At 59.7% G+C, this 20,139-nt stretch carries 17 protein-coding genes; 3 read left to right on the top strand and 14 right to left on the bottom strand.

Annotated elements, in window-relative coordinates; genetic code table 11:
* Nucleotides 1-25: 25 nt before the first annotated feature.
* Both OEG81_RS05150 and OEG81_RS05145 read right to left on the bottom strand, forming a co-directional pair.
* Nucleotides 26-616, bottom strand: a complete 591-nt coding sequence (locus OEG81_RS05150; protein WP_264131645.1) for a phenylacetic acid degradation protein PaaY — start codon at nt 614-616, stop codon at nt 26-28.
* A 94-nt stretch (nt 617-710) separates the two neighbouring features.
* Nucleotides 711-1,685, bottom strand: coding sequence for a D-2-hydroxyacid dehydrogenase family protein (locus tag OEG81_RS05145; protein WP_412034129.1), 975 nt, complete (start codon nt 1,683-1,685; stop codon nt 711-713).
* 185 nt (nt 1,686-1,870) lie between these two features.
* On the opposite strand from OEG81_RS05145, the gene OEG81_RS05140 reads away from it, so the two are divergent.
* The gene (locus OEG81_RS05140) at nt 1,871-2,593 is read left to right on the top strand and encodes an SDR family oxidoreductase (protein ID WP_264131643.1); all 723 of its coding nucleotides are present in this window, start codon (nt 1,871-1,873) and stop codon (nt 2,591-2,593) included.
* A 26-nt stretch (nt 2,594-2,619) separates the two neighbouring features.
* Here the strand turns inward: OEG81_RS05140 and OEG81_RS05135 are convergent, their stop codons facing one another.
* The 10 genes from OEG81_RS05135 to OEG81_RS05090 all read right to left on the bottom strand — a co-directional run bounded on the left by OEG81_RS05135 (nt 2,620) and on the right by OEG81_RS05090 (nt 14,688).
* Nucleotides 2,620-3,987, bottom strand: coding sequence for an efflux transporter outer membrane subunit (locus tag OEG81_RS05135; RefSeq protein WP_264131642.1), 1,368 nt, complete (start codon nt 3,985-3,987; stop codon nt 2,620-2,622).
* Nucleotides 3,988-3,989: 2 nt separating this feature from the next.
* Entirely contained in the window at nt 3,990-5,972 is a 1,983-nt protein-coding gene (locus OEG81_RS05130; RefSeq protein WP_264132476.1) for an ABC transporter permease, read from the bottom strand.
* A 5-nt stretch (nt 5,973-5,977) separates the two neighbouring features.
* Complete coding sequence (locus OEG81_RS05125) at nt 5,978-7,159, bottom strand: efflux RND transporter periplasmic adaptor subunit (protein WP_264131641.1); 1,182 nt, start codon at nt 7,157-7,159, stop codon at nt 5,978-5,980.
* Between the two features lie 47 nt (nt 7,160-7,206).
* A complete protein-coding gene (locus OEG81_RS05120) occupies nt 7,207-9,660 on the bottom strand; it encodes a TonB-dependent siderophore receptor (RefSeq protein WP_264131640.1) in 2,454 nt (817 codons plus the stop codon).
* Nucleotides 9,661-9,886: 226 nt separating this feature from the next.
* Nucleotides 9,887-10,909: a FecR family protein gene (locus OEG81_RS05115; protein WP_264131639.1), complete on the bottom strand. Its 1,023-nt coding sequence runs from the start codon at nt 10,907-10,909 to the stop codon at nt 9,887-9,889.
* Nucleotides 10,878-11,387 carry a sigma-70 family RNA polymerase sigma factor gene (locus tag OEG81_RS05110; RefSeq protein WP_264131638.1) on the bottom strand — a complete coding sequence of 170 codons (510 nt, stop codon included), beginning with the start codon at nt 11,385-11,387 and terminating at the stop codon, nt 10,878-10,880. Before OEG81_RS05110 ends, OEG81_RS05115 begins: the two co-directional genes overlap by 32 nt.
* Nucleotides 11,388-11,515: 128 nt before the next feature.
* Nucleotides 11,516-12,511, bottom strand: a complete 996-nt coding sequence (locus OEG81_RS05105; protein WP_264131637.1) for a Bug family tripartite tricarboxylate transporter substrate binding protein — start codon at nt 12,509-12,511, stop codon at nt 11,516-11,518.
* A gap of 68 nt (nt 12,512-12,579) precedes the next feature.
* On the bottom strand, nt 12,580-13,302 hold the full coding sequence (locus tag OEG81_RS05100; RefSeq protein ID WP_264131636.1) for a fumarylacetoacetate hydrolase family protein: 723 nt from the start codon (nt 13,300-13,302) through the stop codon (nt 12,580-12,582).
* Between the two features lie 125 nt (nt 13,303-13,427).
* Nucleotides 13,428-14,375, bottom strand: a complete 948-nt coding sequence (locus OEG81_RS05095; RefSeq protein WP_264131635.1) for a helix-turn-helix transcriptional regulator — start codon at nt 14,373-14,375, stop codon at nt 13,428-13,430.
* 79 nt (nt 14,376-14,454) lie between these two features.
* On the bottom strand, nt 14,455-14,688 hold the full coding sequence (locus OEG81_RS05090; RefSeq protein ID WP_264131634.1) for a hypothetical protein: 234 nt from the start codon (nt 14,686-14,688) through the stop codon (nt 14,455-14,457).
* Nucleotides 14,689-15,412: 724 nt separating this feature from the next.
* On the opposite strand from OEG81_RS05090, the gene OEG81_RS05085 reads away from it, so the two are divergent.
* Both OEG81_RS05085 and OEG81_RS05080 read left to right on the top strand, forming a co-directional pair.
* A complete protein-coding gene (locus OEG81_RS05085) occupies nt 15,413-16,189 on the top strand; it encodes a DUF3427 domain-containing protein (RefSeq protein WP_264131633.1) in 777 nt (258 codons plus the stop codon).
* 135 nt (nt 16,190-16,324) lie between these two features.
* Complete coding sequence (locus OEG81_RS05080; protein WP_264131632.1) at nt 16,325-17,386, top strand: DNA cytosine methyltransferase; 1,062 nt, start codon at nt 16,325-16,327, stop codon at nt 17,384-17,386.
* Here OEG81_RS05080 and OEG81_RS05075 read toward each other — a convergent pair.
* Nucleotides 17,383-17,820: a very short patch repair endonuclease gene (locus OEG81_RS05075; protein ID WP_264131631.1), complete on the bottom strand. Its 438-nt coding sequence runs from the start codon at nt 17,818-17,820 to the stop codon at nt 17,383-17,385. The genes OEG81_RS05080 and OEG81_RS05075 overlap by 4 nt on opposite strands.
* Nucleotides 17,792-19,894, bottom strand: coding sequence for an ATP-binding protein (locus OEG81_RS05070; protein ID WP_264131630.1), 2,103 nt, complete (start codon nt 19,892-19,894; stop codon nt 17,792-17,794). Before OEG81_RS05070 ends, OEG81_RS05075 begins: the two co-directional genes overlap by 29 nt.
* Between the last annotated feature and the right edge of the window lie 245 nt (nt 19,895-20,139).

Raw genomic sequence — 20,139 nt, 5'->3', positions numbered from 1 at the left:
CCCGGGATAAGGCGCGGCCCGCCGATCAGGCGTCGGGATCCGTCATCCGGCGGGTCAGCCTCGGGCGGTTTTCCTCCACATGGCTCAAGGCCTGGACTTCCCGCATGCTTTGCAGGCAGCGGGCCGTCAGGCGCTGATACTGTCGCGTGCCAAATGACTTGTGCCCGATTTCGTCGTCGGCCAGCTCGCGCAGCACACGCGCCGGCGCCCCCACGACAAGGCGCCGAGGGGGAATCACCAGACCGACTTTCACGAATGCCATGGCGGCCACGATGCTGGATTCGCCAATCACCGCCTGGTCCATCACGACCGCATTCATCCCGACCAGCGCATTGCGCCCTATGGTGCATCCATGCAGGACGGCGCCGTGCCCGATATGGCCGTCCTCCTCGATCACCGTGTCGTTCTCGATAACCCCATGAACGACGCAGGTATCCTGCACATTGGATCCTTTCTTCATGACGATGCGCCCGAAGTCCCCGCGCAAGCTGGCCAGCGGTCCCACATATGCGCCGGGCCCCACGATGACATCGCCTATCAACACCGCGCTGGGATGCACGTAAGCCGACGGATCGACCACGGGCGTGATCCCATCGATGGCATAGACTTTCAGCATGGCATGGCCTCCGGGGCTTTTGTTCAGGTAACGGCCACTTGGCCAGTAGCCAATGTACCAGCAGGAAAGCCCGGCGATCAACGCCAAGCCGGGATCATCCCGGGTCTTGCTCGAGAAACTGCAGAAAGCGCTCAAAAGCCGCCCCGAACAGGACCTCGTAGCTGCTTTTCTCGACAAAACCGATATGAGGCGTCGCCGTAACGTTCAGGCCGCCATAGAGCGCATCAGGTGAAAGAACGGGCTCGTCGTCATGCACGTCCAGCGCTGCGGCGCCCGGCCTGCCCATCTTCAAGGCGTCTCGCAGCGCACCGGGCTCGATCAGCCCCGGCCGGCTGGTGTTGACCAGGAGCGCGGTCGGTTTCATGAGCGCCAGATCGCTGCGCTTGACCGAATGGCGCGACGACTCGTTCATCCGCATATGCAGCGTCAGCACATCGCTGCGCCTGAAAAGAGCCTCGCGGCTTTCCGCCAGCTCCACGCCCGTCTCCCGCGCAGCGGCCTGCGTGCGCTCCCGGCCCCATACCAGAATCTCCATGCCGAAAGCCCGGCCATACTGCCCAAGCAGGCGTCCTATACGGCCGTAGCCCAATATGCCCAGCGTCTGGCCTTGCACCGATTGTCCTATGCCGACCGGCGGATTCGTCTTATGCCATTCGCCGCGCGCCATGCTGGCCATGTATTCGGGCACCTTGCGCCTGGCATTCAGAATGAGGGCCCAAGTGATCTCCGCCGCCGAATGCCCGTCGCTTCCGCCACCCTCGATGATGGCAATACCACGCGCCGCGCACGCCGCCTGGTCTATATGAGAGGTCTCCGGCGCCCCCGCCGTGCCGGTTTGAACGATGGCCCGAAGCGAAGGCAGTTCGTCCAGCAGGCCGGCGGTAATGCGGCTGCGCTCCCGTGTCAGCACCAGGTACTGCACATCGGCCAGCCGATGGATATCCGCAGCCGCAAGCGGCATGGAGTCGATGATGCGGATATCGGCATGGGGCAGGCGCTGCCTGAGGCTTTTGAACGCCTCGAGCTCCGGGACAAGCTTCTGATAATCATCAAGAATGGCAATGGTCATGCCGGAGCTGTTCATGAACGCTTTCCTCGTTGTCAGGTCGCCGTGATGCCGACCGTTTTGACTACTTTAGTCCATTTCTATCGGCGGGGCCGAAAACCAGGCTTCAGGCTGGCCCTCCTGCCCCATGCTGGCCGCGTCCTCGCTGTGATTAAATTGCTGCCATACAGAACAGCAAGGAAATCGGAATGACTCAATACGTATTGGTGACCGGCGGCAGCAACGGCATAGGCAAAGCCATTGTGGAACGTTTGTCGCAAGACGGGTTCCTGCCCGTCAACCTGGACATCAATCCGCCCACGGCCCTGTCTCCGAATGAAACCCACATTCCCATTGACCTGCTCGACACCGGCTCGCTACAGGCCCGATTGAACGAGCTGCAATCCCGATACGGCATCACCCGCCTGGTCAACAATGCCGGAATGGTCCAGCCGGCATCACTGGAAGAAACGGATATCGACGCACTGCGCAAGGTCGCACGCCTGAACCTGGAAGTACCGCTGTTGCTGGCGCAAAGCCTGCTGCCGGCCATGAAATCCGCCGGCTTCGGCCGTATCGTCAACATCAGCTCACGCGCCGCCCTGGGCAAGGAATTGCGCAGCGCCTACTCGGCCTCCAAGGCCGGCCTGATCGGCCTGACGCGCACCTGGGCGCTGGAGCTGGCCCGCCACGGCATCACCGTCAATGCGATCGGCCCCGGCCCCATCGCCACCGAGCTGTTCATGAACGCCAATCCGCCCGACTCCGAGCGGACCCGCCAGATTCTGGCCAGCGTGCCCGTCCAAAGGCTGGGCCAGCCCGAAGATGTCGCGCACGGCGTCGCCAGTTTCATGGATGACCGGGCCGGCTTCATCACCGGTCAGGTGCTGTATATATGCGGCGGCATGACGGTGGGTTTGTGTGGTGCCTGACCGTGCGGACTTTGCGGCTGGGCGGGCTAGAGGGCCGCTCCTGCCCAGCCGCCGCCCAGCGCCTTGAATAGCCCGACCCCCGCCAGCAACTGCCTCAGTGCCAACTCCACGGCCTCATCCTGGGCGGCATACAGCGTACGCTGGACGTCCAGGACAGCCAGCATGGATTCCGCCCCCCACCGGTAGCGCGACTCGGCCAGTTCCACGGCCACGCGGGCATGGTGCAAGGCCTTCGCCTGGATCTGGCGCTGGCTGGCCGCGCTCTGCACGGCATTCAATGCGATTTCAACTTCTCCCAGGGCCCGGATAATGGCGCCGCGGTAATCCGCCAACAGCTCTTCGCGGCGCGCATACGCCTGGTCGCGCGCCGCGCTCAGCCGCCCGCCATCGAAAACCGGAGCGGCCAGCCCCGCCACCAGCGTATAAAGCGGCGCATGGAGCATCCGGCGCCAGTGCTCCGAACCCGCCGAGGCGCCGGCGCCAAGCGTCAGGCTGGGCAGCATGGCCGCCCGCGCCGCCGCCACATCGGCATCGGCGGCCGCCAAGCTGCGCTCGGCCTTTGCCAGATCCGCCCTGCGCACAATCAGTTCGGAAGGCACCCCCGCGGAAATCGCCGGGACGGACAGGCCCGCGAGATCCGCACGCTCGATTACCAGGTTCTGCAGGGGCCGCCCCAGCAATACGGCAAGAGTCGTCAGGCTGTCTTGGGCCTGCTGGCGCCGTTCAGCCAGGGCCTGCCGCTGCGCCTCGGTCAATGCGCTCTGCTGAGCCACCTCCAAAGGAGTTGCCGCGCCGGCCGCCGCGCGCACGTGCAGCAGTTCAAGGATCCGTTCCGCGCTGGCAAGGTTCAACCGCGCGATCTTTACGCGCTCGCGCAAAGCCGCCGTCTGAAAGTAAGCGGACCCCACTTCCGCAAACAGGGTAATGGCAACGGCATCCCTTCCATACTGTGTCGCGGCGAGCGCGGCCAGGGCAGCATCCCTTTGCGCCGCGTTTCCACCCCATACATCGACCTCATACGCCGCCGAAACACCGGCGGAATAAGCGCCGCCCGACGCGCGGCCCGTTTCCTCTTTGCCATACGAAGCGGAAATATCGGCATCGACGCGCGGAAGCATCGCCGCGCCCGCCATGCGTGCGAGCGCGCGCGCTTGGCCGACCCTGGCCGCCGCCGCGGCGATGTCGAAGCTGCCCTCCCGCGACTGCCGTATCAAAGCCGCCAGTTCCGGATCGTCGAAAGCGGCCCACCAATTCGAAAGAGTCTCGTTGCGAGGTGCGGCCTGGCCGGGCACCGTCCAGTTGGCGGGCAGCGCAAGACCCATTTCCGAATGTTGGACCTGGACAGAACATGCCGCCAGCAACGGCAGCAAGCACAGTGCGATCACGATCCGCATCGCTAGTCTCCCGCCAGCGCAAGGACGGGTTCCAGGCGTGCCGCGGACCTGGCCGGCATGTAGCCAAAAAGCAATCCGGTCGCGACCGCGCACCCGAAAGCGCCCAGTATCGCGCTCGCCGAAAACACCAGGGGCACGCCCATTGCAATCAATACCGCCCCAACAATCAAGCCGGACAGCACGCCCGCTCCGCCTCCCAGCACGGTCAGCAGGATCGCCTCGACCAGGAACTGCCTGAGGATGTCGCGCTGCCGGGCTCCCGTGGCGATCCGGATGCCGATTTCCTTCCTGCGCTCGCGTACGGCCATCAGCATTACGGTCATGACGCCTATGCCGCCCACGACCAGCGAAACGGCGGCGATCAAGCCCAGCATCATCGTCATCGCATTTCGCGTTTCCGCTTCCGCCTGCAGCTTCGCCGCCGCATTCGACACAGAAAAATCGTCCCTGCCGCCGTGGCGATCCAATAGAAGTTCCGTCATCGCGGCCTCCGCGGCAAGCACCACATCCGGCGACACGGCCTCTATCACGACATAATCCGGCTGCGTCTGGGCCTGATAGACGCGAGCCCGCCCCGACTGATAGGGAATGAATACCATTTCGTCATAGCTTTGCGCACCCGACTCCGCGCCGCGCTCGGTCATCACGCCGATGATTTCAAAGGGTGAATTGCCGATCAGCAACTGGCTGCCTATAGGGTTGCGGCCATCGGGAAAAAAATGCTCCCGCGCCTTGCTGCCCATCACGGCCACGGCCGCCAAGCCGCGATCCTCGGCATCGGTATAGTAGCGTCCAAGGGCAAGTTCCCAGCGATGCACCGCGGGCATGGAGTTGTTGCTGGCAAAAACATAAACCAGCCTGCCGGCATTTCCGAAGCGGACGGTAATGGGGTCGCCGATCACCGGCATCACGCGGCGAATGTCGGGAAGTTCCGCAATGGCATCCAGGTCCTCCAGGGTCAATATGCCCTGCGGCCCTCCGCCGGAGGGGCTGCGGCTGCCCATATACATCACCGTCGTGCCCAGGGTGCCCATTTGGGCAACGATGCGCTGGCGCGCGCCTTCTCCGACGGCCATCATCACAATCACCGATGCCACGCCTATGACGACGCCCAGCAGCGTCAGGATGCTGCGGCTGCGATGGATGCACATGCCGCGCCAGGCGGTGCGCATGGCCTCGCACAAGCCGAGCCAGGCCGCGGCCATTGCATCGCGGGCGGCATCGCTCCCGCCGAACTCGAGAACGTCCGATGAAGCGCGGCCCCTCCTGAAGCCGGCAGCGCTGTCGCTCACAATCGCTCCATCGCGTATCTCGATGATGCGCGATGCCTGGCTTGCAATTTCACGATCATGCGTAATGAGGATGACAGTATGCCCCTGCGCGGCCAGTTCGCGCAGCAGGGACATGACTTCCGCCCCGCTGCGGCTGTCCAGCGCTCCGGTCGGCTCGTCGGCAAGCAGGATGCGCCCGCCGTTCATCAAGGCCCTTGCGATCGAAACCCGTTGCTGCTGTCCGCCGGAAAGCTGCTTGGGCCTATTGTGCAATTTGTCGGCCAAGCCCAAGCGCTCCAGCAATGCGCTTGCGCGCTGCATGCGGGCGGCTTCGGGCATACCCGCGTAGATGGCCGGCACGCCGACGTTTTCGAGCGCCGACTCCGTCGCGATCAAGTGATAGCCCTGGAATACGAAGCCGAACGCCTGACGGCGCAGCCATGCCAACTCATCCGCGCCAAGATCCGCGACATCCCGCCCGCCATAAAGGTAGCTGCCCGAAGTCGGTTTATCCAGGCAGCCAAGGATATGCATCAGCGTCGATTTCCCCGAGCCCGAAGCGCCCACGATGGCGACAAACTCTCCCCCGTCTATGGTCAGGTCGACGTCATGCAGAACCCGGATCTCGGGGCCGCCGCCGCGCGTGCCGTCAGCACCCCCATACTGCTTGCAAATACCGCGCAACTCGATCAGCGGCGCCGGGCCGCGCCGCATGCCGCTCACCACTGGAACCAAGACACACCCTTGTCATCGCGGACTTCAGCCAAAATCAATCTATCCCCTTCCGCCAGGCCTTCAAGCACTTGCGCGACATGCCGATTGCGCACGCCAAGGCGCAATCGCCGCAGCTCGGCTCGTCCGTCGCCGCCCACCACACGAGCCGTATATGAGCCGCCTTCCCCGGGGGTGAGCGCCGACAACGGCGCCGCAATCACATTGCCGGCACTGGCGACCTTGAATGAAACCTGCGCAGTCATCTGCGGCATTAACTCGCCATCCGGATTATCGACGTCGAACAGCACCGTATAGACAACCGCCTTGGTGGCGGGCGCCGGCGCGGCACCCGCTTCGCCCTGCCCGTCGGGCAGGGGCGGCGCGGGCAGTATCTGCCGTACGGTGCTCGTCCACTGCCTGGCGTCGTCGCTTCCGTAACTGCCCAGGGTCGTAAAACTGACCGGCATGCCGGGTTTCACTTTTCCGACATCCGCTTCCGAGACGTCCGTCCATACCGTCATGCCCGACAGATCAGCGATGCGCAGAATGCTGGGTGTCTGATAAGTCGCGTTCAAGGTCTGGCCCTCGCGCGCGGCGACCGATATCACCGTCCCGCCCATGGGAGCGAAAATACGCGTGTAGCCCAGGCGAACCTCATCGGCCTTGAGCGTCGCCTGCATATGGGCGATCTGGGCTCGCAAATTATCCATCCGGGCATCGGCCGACTCGAGGGCGGCCTGTGCGGCCTGCAAGTCCTCGAGCCGTGCGGCGCCGCCGGCGGCCATGCGTTTCTGACGGGCATGCTGCTGCCCCGCCAGGCGCCGCTGGGCTTCCTGATCCTTCAACTGCGCCCGCAGCCCCGCAAGAGAAGCCCTGCCGGCATCGACCGTCGCCTGCTGGACGCTGGGATCTATCTCGACCAGCAATTGCCCCTTCTCGACCGCCGCGCCCGCTTGCACGTGCAGGCGATTGATCTGTCCCGAAACCTGCGCGCCCACATCCACATAGCGCCGCGGCTGCAGGACGCCTATGGCCGCCACGCTGGCCTGGACGTCATCCCGCCGCACGGTCACCGTTTCATAGGCGATGGCGCCATTCGCCCACCATGAAGGCAAAGCGGCAACACCCGCCATCGCCAGCACCAGTGCCAGCCAGCGAAACCCGCCACGTCTCTGCCTATGGCTCATGATTCAACGTCACGCATCGGAGCCTGGATCTGTGTTCCCGCTTGCATTTAAAAACGGATGTCGAGGCCGGCCTTTATGGATCGCGGCGCGCCATAATAGGCCGTGCCCGTCGAGGTGTAATACGATTTATCGAAGGCGTTGTATACATTGAGATAGGCCGAGACCTGGCGAGTAATGGCGTAGTGGGCCATAAGATCGACCACGGTGTAGGCATCCTGCGTGAAGCGGGCCTTGCCCGTCGGACCCAGGTTGTCGCTATAGATCTCGCTTTGCCAGCGCAGCCCCGCGCCAACCGTCAGGCCATGGCCGATCTGGGGAAAGCGATAGCTGGTGAACAGCTTCACGGTATTTTGCGGAACGCCGGTATTGATCGTTGCCTTATTGCGGTCCTGGGTGACCGAGCGCCCAAAACTAAGCGATGCCTGCCAGTTCCTGGCCAGCTCGCCCGATGCCTCGATTTCGAAACCGCGGGTCTGCGTGCCCGAAACCGCTTCGAAGGCGCCCGAACCGTCCGGGGCAAAAGCGCCCGGAATGGCAATGCCGAAGTTGTCTTGCTGTATACGGTACATTGCAGCGGCGATATTGAGCCTATCGTCGAAAAACGAGCCCTTTGCCCCCACTTCATAGCTATTGCCCAGCAATGGATCCAGGTAGTCGCCGTTGATGTCCTTGCTGGTCTGCGGCTTGAAGATATTGGTGTAGCTCGCATACGCCGACCAGTTATCGGTAAGGTCATAGACGATGCCCGCGTAAGGAGTCAGCTTGTCGTTTTCCGACCGATTGGCCACCGTGGTCTTGCCAGTGGCATAGGACAAGGTGCTCTTGTCGCTTTTCCAACTGGTGACGCGGCCTCCGACGATAAGCGATAACGCGTCGGTGGGGCGGAACCGCAGCGTCGTATAAGCGCTGGTCACACGCTCGTCGATCCGCATTTCCCCGGTGGCCGGATTGGGCGGCTGATTCGGATAACGGCCATCCCAGGTGAAGATATTGGGTATGGAGTTGCTCCAGTCATCGAACCACCACAGATTGTAGGTGGGCGTGTCTTCCTTGGTCCTGGTCGTTGTCGCGCCGAACACCAGGTCGTGCTTGCGCCCGAACAGGGTGAATGGTCCGGTGGCATAGACATCCAGGTTGTCCTGCACGGGTTTGCCTGCCCACCGGCCTGCCCAAAGGTTGGCGCCCGCGCCTGTCAGCTTGTCGGGATATCCCCCGGCCGCGTACCCCAGCACTTCATCGTACTCGTTCGATGCACGGGTATACGTACCCTTGACCAGCCAGTCGTTCTGGAACCGGTGCTCCAGCGATGCGAACAGCGACTGGATGCGCCGCTTGGAATAGGCCCAGTCCGCCGCCGCGGAATCCGAACGATCCCAATGCGCACGCGACCCGTCCGAATAAAAAGCAGGCCGTCCCGACCTGGCGTGGCCTGTCGCATCGTGCTGCTGGAACGTAAAACCCGCCGCAGCCAGGGTGTCCGGTCCCAAATCGGCCTCGACGATGCCATACAGGATCTTCTTGCGCTCCTCCAGCCTGTCGATATATGAATCATTGTCCTGCCACACTGCAACCAGCCGGCCGCGCACAGAACCATCGTCATTGAACGGCGTCGAGATATCGGCCTCGCTGCGGTAGTGGTTCCATGAACCCGCTTCAGCCCTGACCGACGCCTGGAACTCCCGGGTTGGCCGCTTTCGCACCAGATTGATGGTGGCTCCCGGCGAACCGACGCCGTTCATCAGCCCCGTCGCGCCGCGCACGATCTCCACCCTGTCGTACAGCGCCATATCGTTGGTCTGGAATATCTTGCTGTAGTTGCTGTACGACTGGGCGACGCCGTCTATCTGATAGTTGTCGACTTCAAAGCCGCGTGAATAAATGACGCTGGAATCGGAGCCCGCATTGCCGCTGGAATCCAGCGTCAGCCCCGGCGTCTGGACAACCACATCCGATAATTGCGTCAAGCCTTGATCGTCCATACGCTGACGGGTAATCACGCTGACCGATTGCGGCGTCTCGCGCAGGGATAGATTCAGCTTGGTCGCCGTATTGGCGGATCCGCTGGTATAGGAACCCGTACCCTCGGTCGTGGGATCCGACAGACCCGCCGCCTTTACCCGCACGGGAGCCAGCTCGGTCAACGAGGATGTCCGCGACAAGGTGACGCTGTTTCCCTGGCGGCTGTACTCGATTCCGGTTCCCTGAAGCAGGCGGCGCAACGCTTCTTCCGGCGCCAGGCTTCCCGACACGGACGGGGCCACATGGCCCTCCACCACGCTCTGGCTATAGAAAATTTGCAGCGAGGTCTGCTGGCCCAATTGCAGCAAGGCCTTGCCCAGAGGCTGGGCCGGAATGCTCAGTTGGACAGCGGTTTCCTGCGCATGCGCGGCAGACGGCGCAAGCCCAAGCGATAAAGCCGCCGACAACGCCAAAATGCCCGTGCCGAAAAAAAACGGGTGTGCGCGCGACGATACGCGCGAGGTTTCGACTACTTTGCCCACAATGCTGATGCTTCCCCAATGAAATGCCCGGCGCGGCCGCGCCCATCTTTTTACGAAGATCTGTAGATGGATCGATCTTTCAGAAAAAGCCCTTCCTTCCACATACAAGACGTTTCAGCGGGGCAAACACCTCAATGCAAATGAGAACCATTTTGTAACAGGAGAGCAAGGTAGCGCATCGACCATAGAAGCCGGATCGAAGGTCCTGAAGAAAGGTGGAAAGGCGCTAGCGCGCGACTATCGCCACACCGCCATTGCCGCGCTTGAGCATCCTGACCGGAGCAATCAGCGGCAAGGCCCGCAGCATTGCGGACGGATCGTCGATACTGAACACGCCGTTGATGCCGATATCCGCAAGATGGGTATCGCTCAAGGTGATGGGGTAATCCAGATAGCGGCCCATTTCGGCGACAACCCGGCTCAGTGGCGTATTCTCGAATACGATCTTGCCGCGCCTCCATGCGACCATGGAGGCGACGTTGACGTTTTCCGCTATCGTGATTTCAAAAGATTCGTCTATGCTCGCGCTTTGCCCAGGCTTCAAATGCCTGCGGTGGCGATGCCACCACGGCCCCGCCTGGACATCCACCGAGCCATGCTCGACAAGCACGTGCACACGGTCCGGGTCGCGCCGAACATTGAAGCTGGTGCCTGTGACGGTGATCTGGCTATGCCCGGCATCGATAATGAATGGACGACGGATGTCATGCTCGACGTTGAACATGATTTCCCCCGCCAAGAGCTCCACGGTCCTGCGATCCGCGTACAAGCGAACGGCTGCCGTCGTCGCCGTATTGAGGTTCAATACCGAGCCCTCCGGCAAGACGACCTCGCGCTGCTCCCCGGGCCTGGTTGCCAGTCTTATCGTATTCACACCGCTGCGGCCCTGCAGCTGCAAGCCCGCAACAGCCGCCACCACGCCCGCGGTGCAGGCGGCGCCGGCGCCCCAGGCAATATAACGGCGCCTTGCGGCATTCACATCCGCCTGCGCCCGGCCTTTGTCCAGGACAGCCCGCAGGCGATCTTTCGGCACTTCCTGCGCGGCGCTCCAGAAATATTCCATATTGCGATACAGCCGGTCATGCTCGGCATCGGCCTTGCGCCAGGCATCGCAACCGCGTCTGTCGTCCTCGGTCGCCTCGCCCGAGTGCATGCGCGTGAACCACCAAACCGCAAGCTCGCGCAAATCCGCGGTTTCAGGCGCACAGGCTGTGTGATCAGTACGGCGCATATTCTTGTAGGCGATCATTGATATGGTGCAAGGCACGCATCATATACTTTTCGACCATGCTGCGCGACAAACCCATTGCCTCGGCAATTTCGGCATGCGTCCGCCCTTCCAGCCGGTGGTATACATACACTTGCTGGCATTTGGCCGGCAGTTCGTCCAGCGCCTCCATAAGCGCGGCCGCCAATTGAGAAGTCCGCAGGGCGGACTCGGGCTCGTCCGTTCCGCAGGGATGATCATTTTCCTGGAGCTCATGCAGAGGAATCGCACTATGCGTCTTGCGACGCCTGTGCATGTCAACCAAACCGTTGTACGAGCTGCGCCGCAAGTAGGCCCTGGGGTCGGAGATGGCGCCGGCATCGCCCTCCAGCATCCCCAGAACCGCGTCGTGGGCCGCGTCCTCGGCATTCTGAACCTGACCGCTGCGGCGGGTCCAGACGCCGATCAGTTCGCCGTAGAAAACAAGCCAACCTTTATTATTAAACTTGCCGCGAGACATATTTCAGGGTGATGCCGGAAAAATATTATCCCACCATTGTTGCAAATAATTCTCATTTATTCAAATCACGGATTCCTATCAGGAAAAATGCCGGGTCATGCCCCGGCGAGTGTCTGCTGCGTCTAGCCTCAGTTCATCGACAGGCCGATGCGCTGTACGACCTTGGACCACTTCCCGATGTCGTCCTGCACCAGCTTGCTCAGCTCCTCAGGCGTTCCCCCGCCCGGCTCTGCTCCCTGCGTCGTCAGTGTTTCGCGCACTTCCGGCGCGCTCAGCGCCTTGACGGTTTCTTGGTTGAGCCTGGCCACGATGTCCTTGGGCGTTCCGGCCGGAGCAAACAAGGCAAACCAGGAACCCGATTCGAATCCCGGAACCCCCTGTTCAGCGATGGTCGGCAGATCCGGCAGAGCACCCGAGCGCTTGGCCGACGTCACCGCGATCGCATTGACCTTGCCTCCCTTGATCTGGGGAAGCGCGGAACTGACGTTGTCCGCCATCAATTGAACCTGGCCGCCCGCCAGCGCAACCAAGGCGGGGCCGCCGCCCTGGAACGGGATGTGCGTCATGTCGACATCCGCCATCATCTTGAACAGCTCCATGCCCAGGTGCCCCGGCGTCCCGTTGCCGGCGGATCCGAAGTTGAGTTCGCCGGGATGCTTCTTGGAATAATCGATCAGTTCCGCCACATTGGATACCTTCACCGACGGGTGAACCATCAGGACTTGCGGCACATGCGCGACCAGGGAGATCGCCTGGAAATCCTTGAGGGGATCGTAGGAGAGCTGCTTGTTCACCGTTGCAGCGATGGCATGCGACGCGTTGGTGCCCATGATCAGGGTATAGCCGTCGGGCTCGGCCCGCGAGGCGATGCGGGCACCCACCGTTCCTCCCGCTCCCGCACGGTTCTCGATGACGAATGGCTGCCCCATGGCGGTGGAAAGGTGCTTGCCCAACTGGCGGGCCAGCAAGTCGGTGGCCCCGCCCGCGGCGAAGGGAACAATAACGGTAATCGGCCTGGCCGGGTAGCCGGCCCCCTGGGCGTGGGCGGACGTGCCCGCCATGCCCAGCACCAGCGCGGCGGCTCCGACGCCAAGGGCCTTCTTCATATTGAGAGCTGCTTTCATGTCATCCTTCCTTATATCTATTAGAGAGTGTTAAGCAACGGTACCCATGGGGGTCGGTCCAGCGGATATCAAAGCGGCGGCATAATCTCCACTTCCAGTACGGCAAGCCGGCCGATGCTTCCCGTCAGGCGATCGCCCGGAACCACCGCCCCCACGCCCGCGGGCGTACCCGTGAAGATCAGATCGCCGGGCATCAATCGGTATTGACGGGAAAGCTGGGCCACGATTTCCGGCACGTTCCAGATCATCTTTTCGATGATGGATTGCTGTCGCGTGGCGCCGTTCACTTTGAGCTCGAGCGGCCCCGCCTGGATATGGCCAAACGACTCCACCGGGTGCACGGGACCACAGGGCGCGGAGCGGTCGAAGGACTTGCCGATTTCCCAAGGCAGGCCCTTCTTGAAGGATTCCCGCTGGCGATCGCGCCGCGTCATGTCCAGCCCGACCGCATAACCGAGCACCGCGCCCAGCGCCTCATCGGGATCCAGATCCTGGCCGCTGCGGCCGATTGCAACGACCAGCTCCAGTTCATACTGGAAGTCGGACGTGCAGGAAGGCATGGGCACTTTGCCGTCCACGACCAAGGCGTCGGTGGGTTTCTGGAAGAAGAAGGGAGGATCGCGCTCGTCCCCTTCTTTCATTTCCCGGATGTGCTCCAGATAGTTCCGGCCAACGCAATAGATGCGGCGCACGGGAAAGGCTTCCGAGCGCCCGACGATTTCCAGTTCGGGACGCTCGATGACCGGGGCCGGCAAGCCGGGGCCATTCTCATTGGGTGCAGCTGTGCTCATGTCCATCCTTTAAACGCTCGGGCGCCACTTCGCCCACGCATGCATTATGCGTCGCGTCAAAAAGACAAACAGCTGCGCCGATTGCCCAATTACAGGACTATCTTGCCTCGTGGCCCGCCCGGCCGCTACAGCCTCAGGCGCAGCCTGGCGCGGGCCTGGGTAGGGCTGCATCCCTCGATTTTCCGAAAGCGCCGCCCGAAATAGACGAGGTCGGAAAATCCCGCGCGGAATGCAATTTCCTTGATGGAAAGTTCAGTGTGCACCAGCAGTTCTTTGGCCAGGGCGATCCGGCGCTCATTGAGCAGCTCGATGAAGGTCTGCCCCGTTTCACGCCTGACCAGCCTGGCCAGATAGGTGGGCGACAAGTGCACGGCGGCGGCCGCGTCCGTAAGGGAGACCGGACCGTCGATATTCTCGCGCAGATAGGCCAGCAAGCGGGTCATGATGCGCCGGCCGGCGGCTCCGCTGCGCCGCTGCGACGCCAGTTCGGCCAACACGGGTTCATGCTGCTGCCAGACCAGGGCGATGAGCTGAAGCAGGTAGCCGCGGATCATGATGGTCGAGCCTATTGCGCGCCGCTGGTCTTCCTTCATGATGGCTTCGCACAATAGGCGCGCCGTGGCGGCATTGGCCTCGTCCAGCACGAAATCCATCTGCTCCTGGTATAGAAACGGCGCCAGTTCGGGGGCGCGCTCCACGGGAACATCCTCCAGGTCCAGCATATCCACGTCGAGCGATGGCAACAGGTATTTCTGGCTGGCGTTCAGGATGTAATAGCGGCTGCCCGCTACCGTGGGAATGAAGTGCGTTTTGTACGGCAGGATGAAGCATAGGGTGCCCGGCCGGACCGGGCGGTTCACTCCGCCGAGGAAGTGCTGCGTGGCGCCTTCGAGCTGCGCATGGATCTGGAAATACTCATGCCGGTGCGGGGCTGGATTCGGCAACGCCGTATCCTGGTCGCGTATCCCGAAATCCGCATGCGAGGCGCGTTCGGACATACGGTAGTTGGCCGGCATGGCTCCCGGCTTAGCATTCGGCGCGTAAGCGGCGCCATCGGCGGCGTCAAGCGGCATCGCAAACCTCCATAAGGCCTCTCCACCCAAGCTCGATAGCGGCCCGCCCGGATTGAGACAGGCATCTTAACACCGGCCCCTATCCATCGTCGTTCAGTATCCCTTCTGAAAGAACATCCGAGAAGATACCGGAGTAATCGCGGTTCATCCGCTCCACATAGGCCCTTTCACTCTCGCCCATTTGCCTGACATGCGGGTTGATCCCCATGCGGGCCAGCCTGGACAGAACAGTGTGATAGGGATGGACTCTTTGCCTTCCTTCGAATGGGCCATCGACATAAACTCCAAGTGCCTTTGCTTGATACAGGTCCACCGCGATACTCCGCCACAAGGTGTTAAAGGAAAATTTGACCGCACACAATGATGGGAACTGTTTTGGATATTTCAAGGGCGATGAAAGCACCCTGCGTCCAGTCTCCGCCGACTATGACATCCTAATTATATAGAAATATAATTTCACTTTTTGTTTCAAAAGAGAAATGGCGCGGCGAAGATGTTGCAAGCCAACTTCGTCGAGGCGCCGGCCGGGTGGCAATACGGCCATTCGAGCCGGCCGTAAGCAATCACTTCTATTGGGCAGATCGCAGGGGTCGCGCAATGCGCGGTACGTGGACGACTTCATCCGGGCGGCACACGCCGTTGCCAAATCGAAGAACATATAGACGCTCCCAACGATTCCGCAGTACAGCAACGGCGAAAAAGAAAAAGCCCTGAATCAACAGGGCTTTCGCTTGAGCAAATATTGGCGGAGACGGAGGGAAACTGGCCGTCAAAATAAAAATCGTTTAAAAACAGCCCCTTAGCTGGCCGACCGAGTACCCCTTTGTACCCAGCCTTAGTTGCAATTTTGTACCAAATATGGGAGCAAGACAACTATTTTACTGGTGCATCGGGCTGTTCGAGTATTTGGCCTCGCATTGATTCCCGAGCGCCTACATATCCTCTGCGAGCACTGCTGGCGGCCCGGTGACACTGATCTCGACATTGAATGCATGCACTGCGTTAGTATCCCGTGGAAGCAATTAGGAGGCTCAGGCGTGAAATTTCAGTTTGATGTTGGCAGCAACTACAGTCGTAATGATGTAGCAAGGGTGCTCGGGCTAGAGAGCGCCCCAAAAGGCGGGGTGTGGGCGACAGGTTATCTCCGCTATCAGGGGGCCTTCCTAATTTTTTGTGGTGTAGGCACACCGGGTCGAACAGGACATGATTACGGCAATCATTTTGACGGGAATGAGCTGATTTGGAGTGGTAAAACAGGTAGCCGAAGAGGCCAGCCCATTATCGATGCAATGTGCCACGCTGATGCAGAGGTACATGTTTTTTGGCGACAAGATAATAAAGCGAGCTTTACTTACGCAGGGCTGGGGCGTGCAGTTAGCGTTTCCGACGATGTGCCGGTTGAAATACGGTGGCAATTGCGGAATGCGAATCATGGCGGCGAAGGGTGGCTGACCGAAGAAGTCCCTAGTGACGTTGTAAGCACTTTGCCTGCGAACCTTATCGAAGGAGCAGTCAAACATGTAATTGTTAATTCTTACGAGAGAAATCCTGTAGCCCGTAAACTTTGCATCGCAGTGCACGGATGTCGGTGCGCCGCCTGTAACTTCGACTTTAATGCCGTTTATGGCGAGATTGGACGAGGTTTTATTCATGTACACCATCTTCGGCAGATAAGTTCCATTGGCGAGTCCTATGTGCTTGACCCCGTACTTGATCTCATACCTCTTTGTCCAAATTGTCACGCTATGGTGCATCGGTCCGATCCTCCATTAACAGTCGACGCCGTTAAATCCCTCATTCTCGGCCAGAAGTGATACGCCCATCCCACGGTCACTGGGAGCATCTCTTTCCTGTTTGAGGAAAGAGGTTAGAATCCGGGGTTAAACTGCGTGCCTCCTACCCGTGGATCCAGCAGTTTTTTCTGCAACCTCAAAGGCAACTATTGATTGATGGAACAGAACCTCCCTGTCGCCTGTGTCGATTTATTTTGCGGAGCTGGCGGACTGACGCATGGCCTACTAAAGAAGGGCATTCAGGTCAAAGCCGGCGTAGATGTCGACCCCGCTTGTCGCTTCGCCTACGAGGCCAATAACGGCGGTGCAGTGTTCCTTGATCGCGACGTCGAATCTCTTACCGCAGAAGACCTGGCTAGTTATTTCCCCCGGGGGAGCTATAGCCTCCTGGCCGGTTGCGCGCCGTGCCAACCTTTTTCCACCTATGCCAAGGGCAAAGACACTACGCAAGACGCAAAGTGGAAGCTGCTACGTTCATTCGGCGACCTAGTTCGTAAGGTACAGCCTGATCTGGTCACGATGGAGAACGTACCACAATTACCGAAGCATGCAATTTTCAACGAGTTCCTAGAAGCGTTCGACGGATATCACACGTGGTTCGAGGTGGTGGAGTGCAAGGACTATGGCATTCCACAGCGCCGACGGCGTCTGGTATTCCTAGCGTCGAAGCTAGGAGCAATATCGCTCATTCCACCGACACACGAGAAACATATCTCGGTCGCGGACGTTATCCGCGACCTACCAGAGATCAAAGCAGGTGAGACGTACCCGAACGATCCACTACATGCTTCGGCAAGTCTTACGGAAATAAATCTGAAACGAATTCGTCAGTCCAATCCCGGCGGCTCGTGGCAAGATTGGGATGAAGACTTGATAGCGGAATGCCATCGCCGGGATTCAGGGAAGAGCTTTCGCTCAGTTTACGGACGGATGCGTTGGGAAGATGTGGCGCCGACGATGACCACGCTATGCTACGGTTTCGGCAACGGTCGCTTCGGCCACCCCGAGCAGGACCGGGCTATCAGTCTGCGCGAAGCGGCACTGTTCCAGACCTTTCCTAAGACGTATCAGTTCATACCGAAGAACGAGCGTGCGAACTTCACAGTGATCGGCCGCCTGATAGGCAATGCAGTGCCGGTGCGGTTGGGTGAAGTGATCGCGATGAGCATCGCTGATCACCTTAAGATGGTAAACAAAGCAGAAAAGAAAGCGAATTAAGGGAATAGCAAGGCATATAAGCGCCTTTCTAGCCTCACGGGGTCACGTGTCTCGCATTCCCAGATGATTTCCACCCGCCACCCCATAGCCCTAAGCTCACCCTCCTTCCGGGCGTCACGCTCGACGTTGCGTACGAACTTCTCCTGCCAGAACTCCATATTAGATTTGGGAGTGCTAGCTAGGCCACACCCAAGGTGGCGGTGCCAGAAACAACCATGGACAAAGATACACAGGCTTCGTCGAGGAAATACGAGATCCGGGCGGCCTGGTAGATCTTTTCGATGAAGCCTGTAGCGGGCTCCGATCGCATGAGCGATACGGCGGACCACCATTTCCGGCGCAGTATCCTTTTGACGTACAGAACGCATGAGGGCGCTCCGTCGTTCAACAGAACCGACCTCGGACTCAGGTGATGTGCCGGATGATATCTTCAATCTTGGAGACGTCAGGTGACTTATCGATGTACTCCTGATACGCTCGCTTTGCGTTCATGATCATACCCTTGTAAGTGAATGCCTGCATATCCTGCTTGCGCAGGTCATCTAGGGCATCTCCGTACGATGTTCTAGGTAACTCTTCAGTCACAAAATAGACGTCAATCGGCGGTAATCTTCCATTGTATCCCGCAAGATCGGGATGTTTCTTCAAGAATTCGGTGATAGCCGCCTTATACTTCTTCCCTTGCTTGATAAGGTCCTCTACATCGACGGACTTCAAGCCTGGACGCTTGAGTTCAACGATGACGTGCCGGCCGGTCGATGTGCGATAGGCAATGTCAAGCCGCGCGCCCGTTTCTGAGTCAGGTGAAACCGCCTTAAGTTCCTTGGTAAGGGTCTGCTCCATCACCTTGCTCTCACCAACAGGCCCCCATGTTGGATCCAGCAGCCAGAGATGCTCGAACAAGTAATTCTGGGCGATTTTCTCTAGAGCGGCGGTATCTACGATCTCCTTTTCGAACTTCTCGATGACCTGCAGGCGAGATCGTGTAATTTCGTGGTAGTGGCTAGCTTCAATGTCTCCGATGGTGTGGAAAATCCTTTGAAACTCGACAGACATAACGTCGTGGATATGCTCAAGTTGATCAAGTTGCTTACGGGCCCTCAGCTTCTCGAATCCAACGATTGCACTTCGCACCAAGTCGCGCTTGATGGCGTTGTTCTTGGCATCGTCATTGGAATGTTCTGTCGACAGGATCGGAGTGATTAGCTTCTTGGCCAACTTCACATCGCGCTGCTCACCTAGTGAGGCGTACCAGGTTTCCAATGCGAGCTTGGTTTGCTCATCGTCGCTTTCGACATTTTGTTGACGGCGCCAATCATCCCATTGATCAGCAACTTGTCCGAGCGCATCCTTGAGCCAACTTCTAACAGCTGACACGAGTGGATCGCCGATCTTGACCGCCTCACGGTTAGCAGTAGCTCTGTCGATCCCGTCGGCATCGAGAAAATCAGCGTGGATTTCTCCGACTAAGTAGCTGTTAAAAATTTTCGCATTGCCTATGTCTTTCAGCATGTCCTCCTGAAAGACGCGACCATTAGCGAAGAGAGATATCTGATTGATGTTGTCGTCGGTCTTCTTAAGCTGTTTAGGTTTCGCGACTGTGGCGATGAACCCGCGGAGCCGATAGACCTGGTCGTCGTGAACCACCACCTCACCGAGTCGAGCTACGCACTTGCCCCCCTTCTCGTTGCTAGCTAAAGATGTTGCTAATGGCAATTGGTCTGTACGCGTCTGATCATCAAGGTCCCACCAGAACTGAAGATCGCTGTGATACCCGCGGTCGCGGGTGGTGACTTCCTTCTCGTTGATGTAGACCTTAAATTTGTAGCGGTCACCCACGACGCTAAATCGACGGGCGATACGAGGGCGGAGAAATGCCTCAGTCTTGTCTGTACCGGCGTTCAGGTCAGACAAGACAATTCTTGTACCCCCGCTCGAATTCCATTCGTACTGCTCGATGACGGGTTCTAAAGTGTAAGCAACGTTCCGACTGATTTTGTCCTTTAGCTCAGCCACGAGAACGGCGCCCGCCACTTCTGGGCTGCCCTCTTTCTTTGACCAAAGATCAATTCTATTGGCGAGCGAGAACATTGCCAGTTTGCCGATTCCCTTTCGTCCCATGACCGGACGATTATGAGTAGGGCTCCGGTCTCCGCCCGGCTGCTCCCGGCGAGCGTAGCCGACTTTCAAGAAGCGACCTTGTAGCTCTGCAGCTCCCATGCCATGACCATCGTCATGGACGATAATCTTTCCGTCCTCGATTGTGATGTCCACCCGCTCAGCATCGGCATCCCACGCATTAGCGACGATCTCGGTCACAACTGCCGGAGTACTGCTATAGAGACCGATCCCCAGGTGATTAAGGACGTTCAGATCAACCTCGAGCTTGAACTCGGTCCTTTGCGATTCTTCTGCTATAGCGCTCACCCCAAATCCTTCCTCGACAATTTGTGACAGATCCAGAAATATATCGCTAAAAGCAAATGACAGCATTACGAACGCTGGCATTATGCGGGTATTCCCTTAAGTATTTAGACTCAACTAAACCTAGGTTCGCCAACACGGCTGTCTGGACAGAGCTGCTGCCATTTCTTGCGCAAAGGTCTGCGATTACCCACGACCGGTGCGACGGATCGTGCCTCCTTGTGTCTTTCCACTTAATGAGAACACCCTCGACTAGACCGGCTTTCAGGCGGTAGCGACGCTCGCCGCGAGCCAGCATCCGCAATCAGGCATATCGGTACGAGGCTCCC

It is taken from the genome of Pollutimonas sp. M17 (assembly GCF_025836975.1).
Taxonomy (GTDB): domain Bacteria; phylum Pseudomonadota; class Gammaproteobacteria; order Burkholderiales; family Burkholderiaceae_B.
The sequence above is the reverse complement of the archived record's forward strand: the minus strand, read 5'-3'. Positions and strand labels throughout refer to the sequence as shown.